At 55.6% G+C, this 16,623-nt stretch carries 12 protein-coding genes; 1 reads left to right on the top strand and 11 read right to left on the bottom strand.

From position 1 onward, the window contains the following. Positions 1 to 50 precede the first annotated feature (50 nt). Genes mukB through cmoM form a run of 4 tightly spaced genes read right to left on the bottom strand, consistent with a single transcriptional unit; the run spans position 51 to position 7,308 of the window. Entirely contained in the window at positions 51 to 4,517 is a 4,467-nt protein-coding gene (gene mukB, locus ACJY2L_RS03280) for a chromosome partition protein MukB (RefSeq protein ID WP_439212914.1), read from the bottom strand. Next, on the bottom strand, positions 4,510 to 5,223 hold the full coding sequence (mukE, locus tag ACJY2L_RS03275; RefSeq protein WP_067429247.1) for a chromosome partition protein MukE: 714 nt from the start codon (positions 5,221 to 5,223) through the stop codon (positions 4,510 to 4,512). The genes mukB and mukE overlap by 8 nt, the downstream gene beginning before the upstream one ends. Further along, a complete protein-coding gene (gene mukF / locus ACJY2L_RS03270; protein WP_067429244.1) occupies positions 5,204 to 6,526 on the bottom strand; it encodes a chromosome partition protein MukF in 1,323 nt (440 codons plus the stop codon). The genes mukE and mukF overlap by 20 nt, the downstream gene beginning before the upstream one ends. Beyond that, positions 6,523 to 7,308: a tRNA uridine 5-oxyacetic acid(34) methyltransferase CmoM gene (gene cmoM / locus ACJY2L_RS03265; RefSeq protein WP_187486378.1), complete on the bottom strand. Its 786-nt coding sequence runs from the start codon at positions 7,306 to 7,308 to the stop codon at positions 6,523 to 6,525. Before cmoM ends, mukF begins: the two co-directional genes overlap by 4 nt. 123 nt (positions 7,309 to 7,431) lie before the next feature. Here cmoM and elyC point away from each other — a divergent pair, with 123 nt between their 5' ends. Further along, positions 7,432 to 8,217: an envelope biogenesis factor ElyC gene (gene elyC, locus ACJY2L_RS03260; protein WP_187488163.1), complete on the top strand. Its 786-nt coding sequence runs from the start codon at positions 7,432 to 7,434 to the stop codon at positions 8,215 to 8,217. Here elyC and ACJY2L_RS03255 read toward each other — a convergent pair. The 7 genes from ACJY2L_RS03255 to ACJY2L_RS03225 form a co-directional block, all read right to left on the bottom strand. Then, entirely contained in the window at positions 8,197 to 9,090 is an 894-nt protein-coding gene (locus tag ACJY2L_RS03255) for a phosphotransferase (protein WP_439212913.1), read from the bottom strand. The genes elyC and ACJY2L_RS03255 overlap by 21 nt on opposite strands. 113 nt (positions 9,091 to 9,203) lie before the next feature. Then, positions 9,204 to 9,950: a 3-deoxy-manno-octulosonate cytidylyltransferase gene (gene kdsB, locus ACJY2L_RS03250; RefSeq protein WP_439212912.1), complete on the bottom strand. Its 747-nt coding sequence runs from the start codon at positions 9,948 to 9,950 to the stop codon at positions 9,204 to 9,206. Beyond that, on the bottom strand, positions 9,947 to 10,129 hold the full coding sequence (locus tag ACJY2L_RS03245) for a Trm112 family protein (protein WP_067429231.1): 183 nt from the start codon (positions 10,127 to 10,129) through the stop codon (positions 9,947 to 9,949). The genes kdsB and ACJY2L_RS03245 overlap by 4 nt, the downstream gene beginning before the upstream one ends. A 66-nt stretch (positions 10,130 to 10,195) precedes the next feature. Further along, positions 10,196 to 11,401: a winged helix-turn-helix domain-containing protein gene (locus ACJY2L_RS03240; RefSeq protein WP_439212911.1), complete on the bottom strand. Its 1,206-nt coding sequence runs from the start codon at positions 11,399 to 11,401 to the stop codon at positions 10,196 to 10,198. Between the two features lie 54 nt (positions 11,402 to 11,455). Continuing rightward, a complete protein-coding gene (gene lpxK / locus ACJY2L_RS03235) occupies positions 11,456 to 12,439 on the bottom strand; it encodes a tetraacyldisaccharide 4'-kinase (protein ID WP_439212910.1) in 984 nt (327 codons plus the stop codon). Continuing rightward, positions 12,436 to 14,184, bottom strand: coding sequence for a lipid A ABC transporter ATP-binding protein/permease MsbA (msbA, locus tag ACJY2L_RS03230; protein WP_439212909.1), 1,749 nt, complete (start codon positions 14,182 to 14,184; stop codon positions 12,436 to 12,438). The genes lpxK and msbA overlap by 4 nt, the downstream gene beginning before the upstream one ends. 35 nt (positions 14,185 to 14,219) lie before the next feature. After that, on the bottom strand, positions 14,220 to 16,481 hold the full coding sequence (locus ACJY2L_RS03225) for a ComEC family protein (protein ID WP_439351280.1): 2,262 nt from the start codon (positions 16,479 to 16,481) through the stop codon (positions 14,220 to 14,222). Positions 16,482 to 16,623 lie beyond the last annotated feature (142 nt).

Here is a 16,623-nt window from a genome sequence, read left to right as displayed (position 1 = left end):
CTCTGTGAGCAAATGCCGACTTGCAGATTACCGCTTCAACAGGCGTTTTACTATGCCTGCGCCTGGCTATTTTCCGTTTCGAGCCGAGTCTTGCTGTCAGGCAAAACGTCGGCGGAGAAACCGCGCAGGCCGACGACGTGCACGTGCTCGGTGTTATTAAATACCTTGCGCACCAGCTTGTACGTCGTGCCCTTCTCCGGACTGATATTTTCCGGCGCGGCAATCACCAGTTGCATCTCCAGCCGCTCACACAGCTCGAACAGCGTGGCGATCGATTTCGCATCCAGACGCGCGGCTTCATCAAGGAACAGCAGACGGCATGGCGAAAGATCTTTGCCACGCAGACGGCGTGATTCCTCTTCCCAGCTCTGCACCACCATTACCAGAATCGACATACCGGTACCGATCGCTTCACCGGTAGAGAGTGCGCCGCTTTCTGCACGCAGCCAGCCGTCAGATCCACGATTAACCTCAACTTCCATCTCCAGATAGTTACGGTAATCCAGCAGCTCTTCACCGATGGTTTGCGGCGTGCGCTGGCCCATGTCGATATGTGGATTCAAACGCTGATAGAGTTTCGCCAGCGCTTCTGAGAAGGTGAAACGGTTGCTGTTGAACAGATCCTGATGCTGCTCATGCTCTTCCGACAGCACATCCAGCAGCATCGCGTGCGTTTCGCGTACGTTGACATTCAGCCGCACGCTGCGCACCTGACCAAAGCTCACCGTCTGCAGCCCCTGATTAAGCTGACGGATACGGTTTTGCTCACGCTGAATAGTCTTGCGGATGATATTCGCTACGCTGCGCGAACTGATCGCCAGCGTTTTTTCACGCGCGGTCAGCTCTTCGGTCAGGCGGTTCAGCTCAATTTCCATCTGCTCGATCGCTTCAACCGGATCGTCGGTGCGAATAATATCCTGCCGAATGCGCTCGCGCAGATGCTGATACACGGCGATAAAGAACTGAATTTTGCGTTCTGGTCGTTTGGCATCCTCAGACAGACGCAGTACATCGCGCAGGTGTTCATTGTCCGCCACCGCCAGACGCAACGCGCCCAGCGCTTTATCGGACATTGAACGCAATTCATCGCCGCTGAGGTAGGCGAGTTCGCGACGGTGCAGCCTTCTTTCCACCCCGCTCTCTTTCACCAGGCGCAGCACCGCGCACCAGCCCGCTTTCGCCTGTACCACCTGCTGACGATTCAGATGATAATCGCGTTCAACCCGGCGCAGTTTTTTCTGCAGCGCATCCATTTCGGCTTCACAGAAGGTCAACTGTTTTTCCAGCTGATTGCGGCGCGTTCGGTTGCTGCTCAGTGCGTTGTACAGCTCGTCACGGCGAATGCGTGCACGCTCTTCCGCGCTGCTGTCAGCCTGAACGCCAATATCCTGCATCTCCTGATGCAGCTCTTTCAGCATATCGCGGCGGGCGTCGTAAGCACTTTTCAGCGATGCCAGCACCTGCGAATATTGCGTCAGCTGGGCCTGATGCTCCCGCAGCCGCTCGCGAGCACGCGCACGTTCGCCTTCGGCCTGTTCAAGACGCTGACGCAGCTTCTCATTCAGATCGCTGCTGCCGGTGAGCATGCCAGCCGAATCGGCGTAGCCAAAATGCGCGCGACGCTGTACCACTTCGGTGAGGGCAAACGCCTGCTGCCGGGCATCACGCTGCTGCTGCTGCGCCTGCTGATAATCTGCTTTTAACTGCTCATGTTGCTGCGGGTCGCTTTGCAACACCGAGAGCATTGGCTCAAGGCGCGCCAGCGCGCTGCCGTGCTGATGAATAAAGCGCGCGGCGTCCTGCGACTCCTCCATGCGCTCGCGAATCTCTTCGCAACGATCGGCTAAGGTTTCATCCTGCAGCAGGTTAATGCGCGGCAGCAGCCGGTTCAGCTGGGCGACGCCCTCTTTTGCCTGATCGTACTGCTGGCGCTGCTGCTGATTGTCATTTTCATGATTGCTGAGCGCACGCTCCAGCTCGGCGCGACGTGCGTTGCACTGGCGGATCTGCGCTTCCGGGTCGTCTTCAAATGCGACGGCCAGATGGCTGCCGATAAAACGGCTGAACGACTGATGCAGGCGCTGCGTTTTCTGCACGTCAAACGACAGCGTGGCGTAGCGTTCCGCCAGACTGTTGCGTTCGATATGCAGCAGCTCCAGCTGATTCTCACGCGCGGCACGACCAAACAGCGGCACTTTTGGAAAACGCGAATAGCGCCATTGTCGCTCGGCGACTTTCACCACAACGGCTTTTTCCAGCTCTTCAACGCCAAATACGCTGTCATCAAACGACTGCGGATCGCCTTCGATCAGATAGAGATCTTCGGGACAATCTTCCAGTCCCGACAGCTGCTCGCGGATCAGGGAGAGATCCGGCACGACAATCGCGTGACGTGACGGGCCGTAGAGCGCCGAGAAGTAAGGCGCATCGTCCAGTGTGACATCATCGTAAATCTCAGAGAGCAGCACGCCGCCAAAACGTTCGGCCAGGCTGTTAAGCCGTGCATCTTCCGCGCCGCCGGGCTGACTGAGACGTTCGATTTGCTGTTCGATTTCGCGCTTACGCGCCGCAATTTCATCGCGCTCTACCGTGGTTTCGCGCTCGCGCTCCAGCAGCTGCTGCATAAATTCGGTGATCTGCTGGCTGTTTTCCAGCGTCTGTCCGGTCTGTTCACTCAGCTGTGTCAGGATCTCCTGCGCGGCCAGCCAGTGCGGCGCACGTGCCGTCAACGCCGTGGTGCGCTCGCGCAGCTGCTCCAGCTCCTGACGCAGAGTCATGCGGTGTTCACCGGCATCGCTGACGCTCTGTGACAGCTGTTCAATCTGCGCTTCCAGTTCGCGTTGCAGCTGTTCCAGCTCATGGGCTTCGTAATGCTGACCCTGGCGTTTGCAGAACTCATTCAGCAAGCGTTCCGCTTCCTGCTGCTCGCGTAACCGCTGCTCCAGCTCGGAGAGACGCAGCCGCAATGACGACAGCTGCTCCGCATGATGACGCTGATTTGCCGCGTCGCGCAGCAGTTCACGGCCGGTTTGCCACGCCTCGCTGCGGCTCACCGGGCCAGCAATTTTATTCACCAGTTCAAACGCCTGTTCAAACTGGCCGTGCGCGGCCTCGGCCACGCTCATTTTCTGCTCCAGCATTAGCAGCTTGTCGGTGGCTTCCTGTTCACGTGCCTGGAAGGTTTCCTGCCACTCATCGGCGTTGTCGACGGTCAGAGCAGGCAGCTGGCAAATCTGCTGCGCACGCTGTAAAGCTTGCAGCGCCTGCTGATACTGAATAGCGCGCGTTTGCTGCACGTCCAGCGCCTGTTGGTAATCCGCCAGCTGGCTTTTCAGCTCATCCACTTCCAGCTCGGCAGCTTCGGCGCGTGCTTCGTTCTCTTCCTGTACATCACGCGCTTCGGCAACCACCTCGTTCTGCTCTTCCAGGCGATAGCTCAGTTCTTCAAGATCGCTGCTGTAGCGCTCGATTTTTTCCTGCTGACGCATGGCGGTTTGCACCAGCGTCAGGTGATCGCTGGCACCCTGATAATCCACCTCAAGGTCATTTTCTGCCGCGGCGTGTTCCGCCAGCTCGCGTGCCATGTCGATATGACGGAACTGTTCGCTGGCCAGCTGGCTGCGACTGGTAAATAGCTCGTTACGCAGCAATAAGGCGCCATCAAGATGGATGCGGCGTTCGTTGGCGTGCCGCATGTAATCGGCCGCTACGTAGCTGGTCGCTTCAGAGATCAAATGCTTAAACAGATCGCGGTCGGATTGCGTGACGCGAATCGCTTCCAGCGTCATGCGGTTTTCCCGCAGCGCCGCCTCCATATCCTGAAAGGCTTTGCGCACGCCGCTGTTTTCCGGCAGCAGGTAATCGCGCAGCGAGCGGGTAATGGCGCTGGAGATACCGCCGTACAGCGAGGCTTCGATCAGGCGATAATATTTGCTGCGATCGCCGGCCGAGCGCAGTCGACGCGCCACGATGCCGAGATCGAACATCAGCGAGTGATAGTCGGTGATTGAGTTAAAGGTACGAAACTGAACGCCCTCAATCGCCTCAACGCGCTCTTTGAGTTCGTTCAACGGCAGAACGCGCGCCTGACGTTCCGACACCGCTTCGGTAAACATCTCCGTCGGCGTCAGGTTGGCTGGCAAGCCGTGAATGCTGAAGGGTTTGATATCGACTTTTTTATCGCGGCCTGCCACCTGTTGCAAACGCACGCCAACGATGACGCGCTGGTGACGTGAGTTAACCACGTCGAGCGCTGAATAGCAGACGCCAGCGCGGAGCTTGCCATGCAGGCCCTTATCACGCGAACCTGACGTCGCGCCCGCTTCGGTGGTGTTACGAAAGTGCAGTAGCGTTAAATCCGGGATCAGCGCGGTAATAAAGGCCGCCATGGTGGTCGACTTACCGGCACCGTTGCCGCCGGATAAGGTGGTCACCAGATTATCGAGATCAAAGGTGCGGGCGAAAAAACCGTTCCAGTTAATCAGCGTCAGCGAGTGAAACTTTCCGCGTTCAATCATTACTTTCATCCTCTGGCAGCGGCGCATCCGCTTCGCTGTCGTTATCGTCACCCTCTTCCGCACGGCTTAGCGCCACCGCCTCGCCGTCACGAATCAGACGCAGCTGCGCCTCGCGGGGATCGTCACCGCTGCGCACGTCGGCGCCGAAGCGGAATACCGATTCATTAATGCGGAATTTGCTGTTGTCGTTGCCCATAAACCACACCATGCCAAGACGACGCAGGCGGTTCAGTGAGGCGCGCATCTTCTCCTGCAGCCTGCCGCGGTCAAGATCGGAACCGGTGGAGCGCTGGTTAACCAGCTTGAGCAGGCGATTTTCATCGGCGAGGCTCATCAGCTCATCATACAGTTCCTGCTGGGTGAAAATGCCTTCGTTAGCAAGGCGCTCCGGGCTGAGATAGAGAAAACATAAGATTTTGCCCACCATCATATCGAGCTCTGACAGCACCGAGCGCGGTATCAACGTGGTAGAACGCGGACGCAGATAAAAAAAGCCTTCCGGTGCCCGCAGCAACTCAACGTTGTAGCGGCTGTAAAATTCTTCCAGGTAGAGCTGGTAATCCATCAGGAAAGCGTGATTATCCAGCTCTTCAATGCCGATATGGCGGCCTGCGCGTAACTGACTGTCCAGCGCGGGAAACAGCGGATTCGCCAGCGCCTGTGCCAGTTTAACCGGCATCACGTGTTCAATATTTGTCGATGACATGCGCCTGCACCTTGGCTCCGTAATCATTAATGGCCTGCCATTCTGCTGGCAAACCGGTAAAGTCAGCTTCAGCCACGCCAAGACGTACCGCCTGATCGATCACGATGCGGGCGAGGTCAAAATGGCGGGCGCGCGGATATTGGGCGAGGTAATCACGCATCACAGTGGCCAGATTTAACGGCTTCTGCTGGGTGCGATAGATGGCCAGCGCCTCTTCTATCATCGCGGCGAGCTGCTCACGAATTTCGTTGAATTCTTCATATTCCAGCTCCGCCGGAAGTTCGCCCGTGACCTCTTCGTTACGCAGGGTCAGCTCCTCTTCACGCATATCGTAAAGACGCTCGGCGTTGGCATGGGTCAGCGCCCACGGCTGATCGAAATAGTTTTGTACCGACAGGCGCAGACGCTGCGCGAAGACGCGGTTCTTATCCATATCGATAGCGGTTCGGATAAATTTATGAACGTGACGGTCGTAGCCAATCCACAGATCGATCGCCTGCTGCCCCCAGCTGGTAATACGATCAAGCTTGTGTTGCAGATCGAACACCAGCTTATCGACAAAGCCGAGATCGGGGCTGTTCAGCGTCGCGTCCTGAATGCGCAGCAGGTTCGCCTGCAGCTTGTCGCCAGCGGCTTCCAGCGTGTCCTGCAGCTCGCGTAGCGTGCCGGAGGTTTCTGACAGCAGCATCTCACAGCTGGAGATCGCGGCACGCCAGTCTTTGTTGAGCAGCTCAGCAATATCGTTTTTCACCGCCTGCTGCTGCTCATCCATCAAGCGCTGGGTCATATCAATACTGTCAAAAATCTCCGCGACCGAGTATTTCAGCGGCGCAAACACGTTACGGTGCCAGTGAAACTCATCGCCATTTTCATCGGCGGCATCGGCAGCGCGTTTAAGCTCACCGGCCACGATCGATAGCTGCATTGAGAGGCGCAGCGTGGAAAATTCGCGCTGGCGAATATAATAATCGGTGATGCCGATCGCCAGCGGCGTCAGGCGATAGATCGCATTGCCTTCGGTGATTTCGCTGGTGAAACGGTTGATCAGGCGCTGGCGCACCATATCGTTGATGGCATTATTGGCGCGCACCAGCACGGTTTCGCTGGTTTGCTCAAAGGCTTTACTGACATGGCGAAACGCGTCAATCAGTTCGCCCTCGCTCATTTCACCGTCCATGCGCTCGCCGTTCAGCGTGGCAATGGCCAGTAAAAATGCCAGACGTTCCGTGGGCAGCGAGACGGAAAAATCGTTTTTTCGCGCCCAGGCAACCAGTTCCGGTACGGTCTGGGAGAATTCACTCATAGTACGTCCTTCTCGATGGGTTTCCGCGCTGTGACGTGGATATAGCGTCCTAAACTCAAAAAAGGCTCCTGTCGACAGTAGCGTTTTTCCATCTCCAGCACTTCGTCAAAGCGTTCGCTCTGTTTCTCTTTGTCGCGCATGTAATCGTGAAAAACACGAATGCCGGCGCGGCTTTCAATGTGAAAACCACAGGCGGTGAGCCAGCGGTAAACCTGCTCAGGATCGCGGGGAAAGTCTGGTGACAGGGTTTTCTTTTTGCGTTTTTTCAGGTCAGCCTGAAGGTAACCGAAATTTCCCAGCGTTAGCGTACGCATGGTTAAGCCGTGCAGGTTGTAAAACATCAGCGACAGTACGCCACCGGGATGCAGAATATCATAGAGCTGACTAAGAATTTTCTCGGGTTCAGCCACCCATTCCAACACTGCGTGGAACAATACCAGATCAACCGGCGTATCCAAATAATCTGCCACCTGCTGCGCGCTGATTTGTGCGAATTGCATGTTATCGCTCACACCTTTTTCCGCCGCCAGACGCTTCGCCCGTTCAATCATTTCTGCGGACAGATCGCATAACAGTACCTGATGGCCGTCCGCCGCCAGCGTACAGGCCATTTGCCCTTCGCCGCCTCCGGCATCAAGCACGCGACGTGCTCCCGCGGGTAACGTGGCTAAAATAGTGGCCAGCTCCTCGCCGAGGATCGCCTGACGGATACGTCCTTTAGTGGTACCGTAAATGTTTTGCGAAAACTTCTCCGCCATATCGTCAAAATTGCGATCCTGCATCGCTTTGGCTCCTGTCAGCGCCGCCAAAACGGCTATTTTGTCACACCCCGGCGGAGAATGAACCTTTAGCGTAGCGCGAGGCAATCAGATGATGTTTTTTCGGACAAAAGGAAGCGGGAATCGATGTTTTTTACCTTAAAAAAGGTGGTGGGCGGGCTGTTACTACCGTTGCCGTTTCTGCTGCTGCTGATGGCAATCGCCATTTTATTGCTTTGGTTCTCTCGCTGGCAAAAAACCGGCAAAATCCTGCTCTCTGCTTCATGGCTGCTGTTACTGCTGCTGAGCCTGCAACCGGTTGCCGATCGGCTGCTATTACCGCTGGAAAACCGCTATCCGACATGGAACGGCAGCGAAAAGGTGGATTACATTGTGGTGCTGGGCGGTGGCTATACTTTTAATCCCGATTGGGCGCCTGGTTCAAATTTAATCAGCAACAGTTTGCCACGCGTGGTTGAAGGAGTGCGCCAGTGGCGACGTAATCCGGGTGCTCGCATGATCTTCACCGGTGCGGCCGCTGGCCAGAATCCGATGAGCAGCGCGCGCGTTGCCGCGCAGGTGGCACAATCTCTCGGCGTCCCTGCCGATGCCACTATCATGCTCGATCGGCCACGGGATACCGCGCATGAAGCTGAGGCGGTAAAGCAGTACATTGGCCAGCATCCTTTCATGTTGATCACCTCAGCTAACCATATGCCGCGTGCGCTGGGCTTTTTTTACGCGCAGGGATTGCAGCCGATCGTGGCTCCCGCCAATCAGCTGGCGATTACTTCACCGCTGAATCCATGGGAAAAGGCGATTCCGTCGCCGGTATGGTTGGGCCACAGCGATCGCGCCTGGTATGAAACGCTGGGGCGGCTGTGGCAGCGGCTTCATGGTGAAGAGAGTACGTTAGTTGAGCCACGGCAATAGCCGTTGCGCAGCATGATGAAACCGCGGGCGGTTCAGCGGCATGCCCGCAATCGCTTCTGCTACGGTATCCCAGAGTAAATAGATCCAGCGTCGCCAGATAAAACCCTCGTCGACCGGCTGATGGCGCAGCGAAGCAAACATCAGTGACTCGGCTGCGCCGGTTTCACTCAGCTTTGACAGTTCAAACTCCCGGGGCGCCCACAGTATCGGGCCGGGATGAACAACGGCAATAAGCCGATCGGAACGGGGATCTTTGATCAGGTTTTGCAGCGATAGATTGCCATGCACCAGCACGCAACGTGCAGCGAAATCATTAAATAGCCTGGGCAGTTGCTGACGGCAACGCAGTAGCAAATGCCGATCTTCCGCGGTTAATCCGGGTAACGCAAGCCAGCCCAGCGTCGCCCAGAGCACTTCAACATACTGCTGATACCAGTTGCTCCAGCTGTTCTGTTGCGTACTGTCAACGGCGCCCACCACGCCCTGGCTGTCGATACTATGCCAGGCATGCAGGCATTCCACAATCTGCTGCTCCAGCTGTTGAGCACGCTGCGGCGTGCGTGCGGGCGCCTCAACCGGAACGCCGCGTAACCGCTCCAGCAGTAAAACTTCATGCCGTGGTTGCTGCTGGCTGATGACCACACCGTATACCGCCGGCACTTTGATCGCGCTTTCGCGACCCAGCATTGACAGTTTGGCAGCTTCCTGTGCCGCCAGGCCCTGCCGCCGAAAATATTTAGCCACCAGCGGCATTGCCTGCCCCGCATCATCATAAAGGGCAAACAGGCTTGCCTGTCCTTGCTCGCTGATATGTTCAAGCCGACCGACCGGCTCGCCTAACACCAGCGTCAGCTCTGCGCGCAGTTGTTCCATAACAGGCTCCTTTAACTGACCAGAGTCGTTATCATGAACGTACTTGCCGGAGGAATCATCGTCTGACATCAAATCCTGATGAGAAAAGAGGACCGAATGGTCCTCTGAACGGATTACTGCATCGCCTGGCGTACACGCGCCAGATCCTCTGGCGTATCGACACCAGCGCTCGGCACCTCATGCGCAACATCAACATGAATCTTTTCGCCGTACCACAACACCCGCAGTTGCTCCAGCAGCTCAATCTGCTCCAGCTTGCTGGGCTGCCAGGTCACGTAGCGGCGGATAAAGCCGGCGCGGTAGGCGTAAATGCCAATATGACGTAAAAAGGCATCGCCGATCTCTTCACGTGAGACGGCAAAACGCTCACGTTCCCAGGGGATGGCCGCACGGGAAAAATAGAGCGCATAACCGGCCGCGTCAGTGACCACTTTTACCGCGTTAGGATTAAACGCTTCTTCTGCGCTGACGATCGGCACGGCCAGCGTGGCCATTCCTGCTGCCGCGCTGGCAAGATTGTTTGCTACCTGACGAATGATAGTCGGTGGAATCATCGGCTCATCGCCCTGCACGTTGACAATAATTTTGTCATCGGCAAAACCGTAGCGGTCAATCACCTCGGCCAGACGCTCGGTGCCTGACTGATGATCGGCGCGGGTCATGCACACTTCGCCTCCCGCCGCCTCCACTGCTGCAGCGACATCGGCATGATCGGTGGCAACAATAACCTGCTCTGCTCCCGACTCTTTTGCTCTCTGCATCACGTGCAAAACCATCGGCAAACCGTTGATATCGACCAGCGGTTTACCCGGCAGCCGCGTTGAAGCGTAACGTGCCGGAATAATGGCAACGAAACTCATGGATGACTCTCTTCCATGGTCAGCGCACGCGCTTCATTTTCCAGCAGAACCGGAATGCCTTCACGCACCGGGAATGCCAGGCCGTCAGGTTTACAGATAAGTTCCTGCTGTTCGTTGTTGTAGTACAGTTTGCCGTTGCATACCGGACAAGCCACAATTTGTAGTAAACGGTGATCCATATTTCCTCCGTTACGGACCGATTCGCCAGTGCGGTGAGCATATCACAATGTCATTAACAGAGTGGATCACGCAGTAAGCGACCAGACCGGTTGCCCGCGCGGCGTCAACGCCACGGGCAGATTATCGCACTGAACAGAGTCTGCACCCTGCCAGCGCGCGAAATGATCTATAGCGCCTTTTAAATCAGCGCAGAGTGAGTCGGTTGCTGGTACGCCATGTTCAAGCCACAGATTTTTAATCTGCAATACGCCGCTCTTGCGGATCATTTTGGCATCCATTCGCGCTTTCAGCTCGCCACGCAGCAATATCGGCAGAACAAAATAGCCATAACGGCGCTTCGCTTCCGGCGTATAACACTCCAGGCGATAGTCAAAATCAAACAGCTCCAGCGCACGCTTGCGATGCCACACTAAAGGATCGAAAGGGGAAAGTACCGTGCTGTGTGTCGCTTCCAGCTGCTGCTCCAGTAGAGGTAGCAGCGCATGATGCAGATAAAGTGTGCCCAGTGTTTCTACGTTGCAGGCGACAATAAACCCCTGCTCCAGCCAGCGCGCTATCACCTCTCTGGCCGCAACTTTTTTCAGACGATAATAATCGGCTAACCATTCGGGGCGAAAAATCCCCAGACTGTTGGCGCTGTTGCGTAACATCTGCTCGACCGACTCGGTTTCACTCAGCATGCGGTCGTCATGCCAGTCAGGCAGCACGCGCTGGCGAAGATCATAGACGCGCTGAAAATTTCGTCGCTCGCTAACCATCAGCTCACCAGCGGTAAACAGATTCTCCAGATGACGCTTATGCGGTTTCCATGCCCACCAGCCTGCCTTTTGCTGAGACGGTGCGGCAAAGTCAGCAGCGCGGACCGGACCAGCCTGCTCAATGTGGGCCAGCAGATCGGCAATCTCCGTTTGATGGGTCTGCATCCAGTCAGCGCTGAATTTCCAGCCCAGCGATGCTGGCGATAACATGCGATGGCGGAGCAGTGGATAATCTTCGATGGGAATAAAGCAGGCTTCATGCGCCCAATATTCAAACAGCGCGCCGTCACGAAGCGCCTGTTCCAGCCAGGAAAGCGGAAAGCTGCCAATGCGGCTGAAAAGCACCAGCCAGGGGCTACGGGCCACAACATGGATAGTATCGATTTGCAGCAGAGACATTTTGCGGATTGCCGCCAGCAGACGTTCTGGCGTTGCTGCTTCGTCGGCAGGATGCAACAGGCCTTGCGCCGCGAGCTGCAGATTACGCGCCGTTTTCAGAGAAAGGTTAATCACTGGCTCTCCTCAATACGGGTGAACGATGCAGCCGGAACGCTACCGGTCTGCCGTTCAGTGTGGATGGCAACGCTTAACGATAGCGCTTATGAGTGCCGATGACGGTGCTTCACTCAACTGAGCATCTACCGGCACATACCACCAGTTTGCTCTGGCAAAGTGGCGGCATTTCACCGCATCTTTTTCCGTCATCACCAGCATCTGGTCCTCTGAAGTTAACGCAGCCAGCTCTGCTTCATCATAAGCATGATGATCGGCGAAGGCGATCTCTGCCTGTGGTGTTAATCCGTGATTGCGCAGCGTGGTAAAAAACCGCGGTGGATGACCAATTCCCGCCATCGCCACCGCGGGCGCTAACGCGGATACCGCACGCGTTGTGCCGTCCAACAGGTTCACCGCATGGCTGACGGCCAGTGACATGGCGATTTCATTGCCAGCCGCCTCGCCACCATTGACGATGATGGCATCTACTTCCGCTAATCTGTCCGCGCGTTCGCGCATTGGACCGGCGGGCAGCCACCAGCCGTTGCCAAAGCGGCGTACGCCATCAATGACAACAATTTCGATATCGCGCTGTAACGCATAGTGCTGCAGCCCATCATCGGTGATGATCACGTCAAGCGCATGCTCTGCCAGTAACGCCTGCACCGCCGCTGAACGCTGCGGTGCCACGGCAACTGGCGCACCCGTGCGTTGAAAAATCAGCACGGGCTCATCACCTGCGATGTCAGTGGTGGTGCTGGCATCCAGCAACAGTGGATAGTGTTCCGCTTTGCCACCATAACCACGCGACACCACGCCAGGACGCAGGCCCTGCTGTTGCAACGCCTGCACCAGCCAAATCACCACCGGCGTTTTGCCGTTGCCGCCGGCAGTGAGGTTACCCACCACCACCACTGGCACCGGTGCGCGCCAGCTTTTGCGCCAGCCACGTTGGTAAGTGAGCCGAATGAAGCGGCTCACTATGCCATACAGCAGGCTTAACGGCAGCAGCAGCAGATACAGCGGTGAGCGGCCGCTCCAGATGCGCTCAATCATTGGCCAAACTGCATTTTATGCAATTGTGCATAGGCACCGCCCTGCTCAAGCAGTTCGCTGTGCGTACCTCGCTCAATGATTTGACCATCTTCCACCACCACGATCTCATCCGCTTTTTCAATGGTTGAAAGGCGGTGGGCAATGACCAGCGACGTACGGTTCTTTTGCAGTTCATCCAGCGCCGACTGAATAGCACGTTCAGATTCAGTATCCAGCGCCGAGGTCGCCTCATCCAGAATCAGAATCGGACTGTCGCGCAGCAGTGCGCGCGCAATAGCAATACGCTGACGCTGGCCGCCAGAGAGCAGCACGCCATTTTCACCGATTACCGTATCCAGTCCTTTATCCATCTTCTTGATAAAGTCCATGGCGTGCGCCATGGTTGCCGCGCGTTCAATCTCCTCGCGGCTATATTGCTCACTGCGGGCATAGGCGATGTTATTGGCAATGGTGTCATTAAACAGATGGACGTTTTGCGAGACCAACGCCACCTGATTACGTAACGAACGCAGCGTATATTCACGCAAATCATGACCATCGATCAGGATTTCGCCCTGCTGGATGTCGTAGAAACGCGTCAACAGGCTAGCGATGGTCGATTTACCTGAACCAGAGCGACCCACCAGCGCCACCGTTTTTCCTGCCGGAATCGACAGGTTGATGTTGCGCAGCGCAGGAATCTCGCGGCCCGGATAAGTGAAAGTAACGTTGTTAAACTGGATATTGCCTTCGGCCCGCTCAATCTGACGCGTGCCGTTATCCACTTCCTGCTCGCTGTCCAGAATAGAAAACAGCGTCTGACATGCTGCCATACCGCGCTGGAACTGGGCGTTAACGTTAGTCAGTGACTTCAACGGACGCATCAGCGCGATCATAGAAGAGAACACCACGGTAATGGTACCGGCGGTCAGGTTCTCCATCACTGAGGGGAAGCTAGCCGCATAAAGTACAAAGGCCAGCGCCAGCGACGCGATAAGCTGGATAATCGGATCGGAAATTGATGAGGCAGAAACCAGCTTCATGCCCTGCTGGCGCATGCGGTTACTGACATGATCGAAACGTTTGGTTTCAATATCCTGACCGCCAAAGATCAGCACCTCTTTATGCCCTTTCAACATCTGCTCAGCGCTGGTCGTCACCTGGCCCATGGTGTTCTGCATCACTTTGGAGATGCTGCGGAAACGCTTAGAGACCATGCGGATGGCAAATGACACAACCGGTGCCAGCACAATCAGGATCAGCGACAGCTGCCAGCTATAGTAAAACATCATAATAAACAGGCCGATAATCGACGCGCCCTCACGGACTACCGTTACCAGCGCGCTCGACGACGATGACGCCACCTGTTCAGAATCATAGGTAATTCTCGACAGCAGCGTGCCTGTGGATTGCTGATCGAAAAACGCCACCGGCATGCCCATCATATGGCTAAACAGGCGACGACGCATGTTCATCACCACATTGCCAGACACCCACGAGATACAGTAACTGGAGACATAGCTGGTAACGCCACGAATCAGCATTAACCCCATCACTACCAGCGGCATCCAAATCAGCACGGATTTATCAGCCTTACCGAAACCATCATCAAGTAACGGCTTCAACAGTGACAGCATTAACGTGTCGCCAGCAGCGTTAAGGACAAGCGCTACGGCTGCCACGAACAGCCCGCCTTTGTGCGGTGCGATCATTGGCCAGAGACGGCGAAAAGTCTGCCAGGTTGATAAGTCTTTGTCTTGATGCATTGTTTAACCAGCATTGTTTGAAATAGCCGCTCATTCTACCTGGAATCACGGGGGACGCCAAACCACTGATGGTACCATCGAGGCAATAAATGCGTTCTGAAACCCAAAACTTGCCAGCCATTGCTGGTTATTTGCACACTTATCTGTCCTTCTGTTGCAGTGTCATATGCTGCGTAGCCATTTTGCTGATAGCGCTCGATAACCTGTCGGGACGGCATACGCCAGGCGTTATAGCGGGCCACCGACGTTAACGCCGCCTTTCCCGCGACGGCACGTAACAGCGGCGCCACCGAAGAAGTACTGCTGCCATGGTGTGGAACCTGAAGGATATCTGCCCGTAACTGATGCCGATGTGCAGCCAGCAGCGCGAGTTCTGCCTCACGCTCAATATCGCCGGTCAGCAGTATCGCGGTTCTTCCATCGTCAATTCGCACCACACAGGAATCATTATTCCCACCCGACGTCGATGAGGTGCGTGGCCACAACACGGAAAAGTTGAGCTGATACCACTGCCAGCTTTCGCCTGCATGACAGGGAAAATGCCGATCATGCGCTAATGCGCTGCGGACAGAGATATCTGGCCAGCGTTGCTGTATCGCCTGCAGCCCTCCGGTGTGATCAAGATGTCCATGGCTCAGAATGATCCACTCCGGTTGTAATCCTTTGCGCTCCAGCCAGGGAATGATAATGCGCTCGCCTGCATTTGAGGTCAGCCAGCGATTGCCCGTATCGTAAAGTATCGCTTTGCCTTGCTTAGAGATAACGATTGCCAGACCATGACCGACATCCAGCATATCCACTCGCCATTCCGGCTTGGGTATCGTCAGGCGCCATATTGCCAGCGCACAGCAGCAGCCAGCCAGGCTTAATGGTGCATGACGCCACCAGCCAAAACGCCACACTCTCAGCGCTGCCAGCGGCAAGCAGATTAACATTAGCAGCGCATCTTCAATGGCTAACCAGCCTGAAGGAAACGCGCGCAAGCATAAAATAACCGCAGCAACAGAACGATCTGCCAGCCACCAGAGCATCTCCTCTATCGGCGAGAAAGGCAGAGCCAAAGCCAGCAGAATCAGTGGCACCGTCAGTAAGGAGATAACGGGTATTGCCATCAGATTGGCCGGTAATGCACTGAGACTGAGGCCAGAGAAAACCCAGGCCTGAACCGGGAGCATCAAAATCATCATGCCCGCCTGCAAATGCAGCAACTTTAACGGATAGCTTTTTATGCCCTGCGATAAAGACTCAGGTAAAGGAAACCATTGATACCAGGCAATCAGCGCCGCTACGGCAAAAGCTGAGAGCCAAAAGCTCTCCGACAAAATCATCAGCGGGTCGAGCATAAGTAGTGCTGCAATACAAAGATTCCAGATGTGCCAGCCATGCCAATTTTTGCCGCTAACCCGGATGGCCGTCCATAACAGCAAGGCCAGCATTGCGCGTTGCGCTGGCGGATGAGCGCCCGAAAGCCAGGTATAGAGGCCTGCAACCAGCAGCGTGACCGCCAATGGGAAAAGGTGCCCAATCCATTTCGCAGGCAGAAGAAATTGCAAGCCGCGCGCCAGAATCCAGCCAAAACCTGCAGCAAGGCCAATATGCATGCCTGATATCGCCATCAAATGTGCGGTGCCTGTTTCACGAAAAAGCTTGCTTAGCTCTGCGCTTAATTCACCGCGTTCACCGAACGCCAGCGCAGTCAGTACGCCGCTCCATGGCAGATGTTGATATACCGATTGTGTATTTGTCAGAAATTGGCTGCGTATGGAGCAATTTTCATCAATCATGCTGGCTGACATGACGTGCCCCTGCAATGCATGGTGATTAGCCAATGCATAACGCTGCTGATCGAAGTGACCTTCATTAAGCTGGCTGTGGACCGGCCTTAATTTAAGTCTCATCTGCCAGCGTTGTCCGGCGCAATAAACGTGATCCTGTTTTGGTAACGCAACGCTGGCATGGACAGGCGGAAAAACCCATCTTTCATTCACAGTGAGTAATCGTACCTGGGCTCGTTTGCCGTCAGGCGTAACCCGATCGACGACCACCCGCGCCGGCAAAATATTCTGGCTATAGTTTTCAACTTGCCACAGGGCACCGCGCGCTGACCAGAGCATCCAACACAGCATCAAAATCACTAAGGCTAACAGCGTTATGTTTCGCAATGGCACTACTGCGCAAACTATAGCGAAAGCTGTCAGAGCGAGAATAGTGCTGCGCGACGGCAATTCCGGCAACAGCAACAAGGGTAAGGCAGCGATAATAGTTAAAATGGCCAACTGGTTAAGCGATAGGTTCATAAGTGCTCCCGGCAACGTCTCGCCTACTTTCGGCTTTGGTTCGTTGCAATGCGATGAGCAAATTTCTTGTTTGTTATATGGCTTCAGAAGACAGGGAAAGGATTACAGTGATGAGCAGAATTGTGTGAAGCGTTATGAAAAA

The sequence above is a fragment of the Duffyella sp. Ts4 genome (genome assembly GCF_051851875.1).
Lineage (GTDB): Bacteria > Pseudomonadota > Gammaproteobacteria > Enterobacterales > Enterobacteriaceae > Duffyella > Duffyella gerundensis.
The sequence above is the reverse complement of the archived record's forward strand: the minus strand, read 5'-3'. Positions and strand labels throughout refer to the sequence as shown.

What these genes read in the sequence shown, in the direction of transcription:
- lpxK (WP_439212910.1), bottom strand. Translation starts at nt 12,439, where the DNA reads ATGATTGAGCGCATCTGGAGCGGCCGCTCACCGCTGTATCTGCTGCTG.
- kdsB (WP_439212912.1), bottom strand. Translation starts at nt 9,950, where the DNA reads ATGAGTTTCGTTGCCATTATTCCGGCACGTTACGCTTCAACGCGGCTG.
- msbA (WP_439212909.1), bottom strand. Translation starts at nt 14,184, where the DNA reads ATGCATCAAGACAAAGACTTATCAACCTGGCAGACTTTTCGCCGTCTC.
- mukB (WP_439212914.1), bottom strand. Translation starts at nt 4,517, where the DNA reads ATGATTGAACGCGGAAAGTTTCACTCGCTGACGCTGATTAACTGGAAC.
- elyC (WP_187488163.1), top strand. Translation starts at nt 7,432, where the DNA reads ATGTTTTTTACCTTAAAAAAGGTGGTGGGCGGGCTGTTACTACCGTTG.
- mukE (WP_067429247.1), bottom strand. Translation starts at nt 5,223, where the DNA reads ATGTCATCGACAAATATTGAACACGTGATGCCGGTTAAACTGGCACAG.
- ACJY2L_RS03245 (WP_067429231.1), bottom strand. Translation starts at nt 10,129, where the DNA reads ATGGATCACCGTTTACTACAAATTGTGGCTTGTCCGGTATGCAACGGC.
- cmoM (WP_187486378.1), bottom strand. Translation starts at nt 7,308, where the DNA reads ATGCAGGATCGCAATTTTGACGATATGGCGGAGAAGTTTTCGCAAAAC.
- mukF (WP_067429244.1), bottom strand. Translation starts at nt 6,526, where the DNA reads ATGAGTGAATTCTCCCAGACCGTACCGGAACTGGTTGCCTGGGCGCGA.
- ACJY2L_RS03255 (WP_439212913.1), bottom strand. Translation starts at nt 9,090, where the DNA reads ATGGAACAACTGCGCGCAGAGCTGACGCTGGTGTTAGGCGAGCCGGTC.
- ACJY2L_RS03225 (WP_439351280.1), bottom strand. Translation starts at nt 16,481, where the DNA reads ATGAACCTATCGCTTAACCAGTTGGCCATTTTAACTATTATCGCTGCC.